3 protein-coding genes are annotated in these 3,118 nt (G+C 62.5%); all 3 read right to left on the bottom strand.

Features of this window, described 5'->3' with window-relative positions:
* On the bottom strand, positions 1 to 773 hold a 773-nt coding region (locus ACZM96_RS10370; RefSeq protein WP_489488953.1), incomplete at its 3' end, for an ABC transporter substrate-binding protein.
* Between the two features lie 5 nt (positions 774 to 778).
* Positions 779 to 1,492 (bottom strand): ABC transporter ATP-binding protein, encoded by a 714-nt coding sequence (locus ACZM96_RS10365; RefSeq protein ID WP_489488951.1) that lies wholly within the window; start codon positions 1,490 to 1,492, stop codon positions 779 to 781.
* Positions 1,489 to 2,259: an ABC transporter permease gene (locus tag ACZM96_RS10360; RefSeq protein WP_489488950.1), complete on the bottom strand. Its 771-nt coding sequence runs from the start codon at positions 2,257 to 2,259 to the stop codon at positions 1,489 to 1,491. Before ACZM96_RS10360 ends, ACZM96_RS10365 begins: the two co-directional genes overlap by 4 nt.
* Positions 2,260 to 3,118: the final 859 nt, after the last annotated feature.

The following is a 3,118-nucleotide window of genomic DNA, read 5'->3' as shown; positions in this document are numbered from 1 at the left end:
ATATTTTGTTCTTTAGCGCCGAGGGCGACGGCTTCGTCGTGGTGGGCCATGATCCAGTCGTAGGCTTCGTCCTGGACGGCGACGACGTCTTTGAGCAGTTCGGGCTGTTCTTCGATGAACTTTTTGCTGGCGCACATGGCGAGGATGGGGGTCACGAGGCCGGTAGCGGTAGCGATGACGGGTTTGCCCGCCTGTTTTGCCTTGACGAGAGCGCCTGCGGCAATGAGGGCGGCGTCCACCTTGCCGGACATGAGGGCGGAGAAGCTCTGGGGGATGCCCATCTGGACGAATTTCACGTCGCGGATGGTCATGCCTTCCTTGGCGAGGCCGGCGACGAGGAGCTGATGGAGCACGGTGCCCTTGGGCCCGGCGACGGTTTTACCGCGCAGGTCTGCAAAGGTTTTGGGGCCGTTTTCCTGACCGACGATGGCGAACACGTCGGTAGGACGGGAGGCTCCGGCAATGATGATGACCGGATTGCCTTCGGCGTTGGCCATCTGCACGGAGGTGGTGTTGAGCACGCCGCCGACGTCGAGGTCGCCGGAAGCCATGGCGGTGGCCTGCTGGGCGCCGGAATCTATTTCATGCCACTGCACCTTGATGCCCTTGGGTTCGAGTTTTTTCTCAAGGAGCTTGTGTTCCTTCATGACGATCATCTGCAGATTGAAGGGTGACTTCACATAGCTGATGTTGAGAGCGCCTTTTTCGGCAAAGGCCGGGGAGGCGGCGAGGGAAAGGGCCAGGGCAAGGGCGAGTGTTTTGAGCATCTTCATAATAATTACAACTCCTTAGTATTCAGATGCGTAAGAATGTTGCGGCGAATGAAGTTTCGCCGTTCGGGGCCGGTGTTTTCGGAAATATCGAAGCTTTCCACGATGACGCCGCGATCCATGACGCAGAGGCGGCTGCCGAGACGCAGGGCTTCTTCCATGTCGTGGGTGACGAGCAGGCAGAGCGAGCGGGACATGAGTTTTTTGAGCATGTCCTGAAGCTTTTCCCGGGTGATGGCGTCGAGCGAGGCGAAGGGTTCGTCCATGAGCAGAATGCGAGGCGAGCGGAGCAGGGCGCGGGCCACGCCCACGCGCTGGGCCATGCCGCCGGAAAGTTCGCGGGGCATGGCGGAAAGCACGTCCGGGGAAAGTTCCACCATGTCGAGGGCCTCCGCCATGCGGATATTGGCGTCGCGGCAGACGCGGGGCAGCGCGAGGCGGAGGTTTTCGCCTGCGGTGAGCCAGGGCAGCAGGCGCGGATCCTGAAAGACCACGGCGCATTCTTCGGGGCGGGGAAGCACGAGTCCGGCATCCGGGGATTCGAGACCTGCGGCGATGCGCAGCAGCGTGGACTTGCCGCATCCGGACGCGCCCAAAAGGCAGGTGACGCCCTGCGGAGCAAGGAACATGTCGGTTCCGCGCAGCACTTCGCGCGATCCGAACGATTTGCGGATGCCGCGCAGCAGCTCGATGTTTGCGGAAGAAGTTGCGGAATCAGTCATGCGGCGAGCTCGGGAAAGCGGCGCTTGAGCAGCGCGGAGGAAAGGGAGGAGAAGGCGGCGTCGAGGGCCCAGCCCAGAAAGCCGATGATGAGAATGCCCACAATGACTTCGTCGGCGCGCTGCATCTGTTCGGCGTCCATGATCATGTAGCCGAGGCCGCTGCTGGCGGCGATGAGTTCGGCGGCGATGAGGGCGCGCCAGCTGTAGCCGAAGCTCAGGCGCAGGCCCGTGATGATGGAAGGCGTGGCCGCGGGCAGCAGAAAGAAGAGCACGGTGCGGGTGCGGGAGAGATGGAGACTTGCGGCGAGCTCGCGGAACGACGCGTCGAGTCGGCTCAGACCGTCGCGGGTGTTGAGATAGATCGGAAAGAACGAGGCCAGCACGATGACGGCAATCTGCGTGGCGTCGCCGATGCCGAGCCAGAGAATGAGCAGGGGCGTGAGGGCGAGCGGAGGCGTCATGCGCATGAAGGAGAGCGTGCCCTGAAAAAGCTCGTCGAGCAGCCGCCAGCGATACAGCAGCGCGGCCGTGCCGAAGGCAAGCGCCACGCTCAGGCAGAAGCCCGTTGCAATGCGGTAGAACGACGACAGAACGTGCTCCGTAAGTACGCCGCTTTTCGCCATGGCAAGCCCGGTTTCCAGCACGCGCCCCGGCCCGGGCAGCAGATACGGCGATACCGCGCCGGACACAATCTGCCAGACGATAAGCACTACGGCGGGTACAAAAATGGACTTTATCATGCGCATGCCCGCGATTCTAGAACGCATGCGCCCGGCTGTCCATGCAGAAATAACGTATTTTTTGTCACAAACGCAGCGCATGAACAGACCCGCCGCCGACGCCCGACAGGACGCCCGCAGCGGGCCATCAGGAGGAATGAAACGCAGGAAAGGCAAAAAGGCAGGAAAGGCAGGAAAGGCATGCGGGGGAAATAATTCCCCGACAAAGTCGGGACAAGCCCCCCGCACCCCCCTGTTTCTGCCTCGCAGCTAAAGCTGCTTCGGCAGGACGGGAGAGTGACAGGCAAAGCAAGTTGCCGCATCCGGCGGGAGCTTGGAAAGGCGGGGCCTGCGGAAGCCGGGGAGCTTGGCAGGCGCTGTTCGGTCTGCGGACGCAGTGCAGGTGTGTCCTCTCGGACCCACCTGCGGTGGCCGACTCCTGTCCGGCCTGCGCCGGACAGTCGTGTCAAAGGATGGGATTTCCAGATTTTTGGGAGGGAGCACCGTTGCCAGGGCCTCAAATGAAGACCGGAAGGCCGTCTCTCAACGCACTGGGGCCCCGGGCGACGTCAGGCAAGTAGCCGGAATTCACTTCCGGCGTAAAGCGCAGCCGCCGTCGTGCAAGCAGCGCAGACCGTACAGTGTGTCTTGCGCAAACGGGCAGGTGAGACACCCGGGGAGAAGAAAAATGTCGGCCGGGCCGACGGGCATAAGTAGGCGGGATTCACTCCCGCCGTTAAACGCAATGCCCGTCGTGCGAGTTCTGCGTCCGTACAGTGTGTCTTGCGCAAACGAGCCTTCGGGCGTCGGTGTTTTCTCCTGCGGAGTGTCAACGCTGTGGGGCCCCCGGCCTGGCATCAGACGGCCGGGCCGACGGGCATAAGTAGGCGGGATTCACTCCCGCCGT

The sequence above is a fragment of the Mailhella sp. genome, from assembly GCF_057866825.1.
This window is presented reverse-complemented; position numbering and strand designations above follow the sequence as displayed.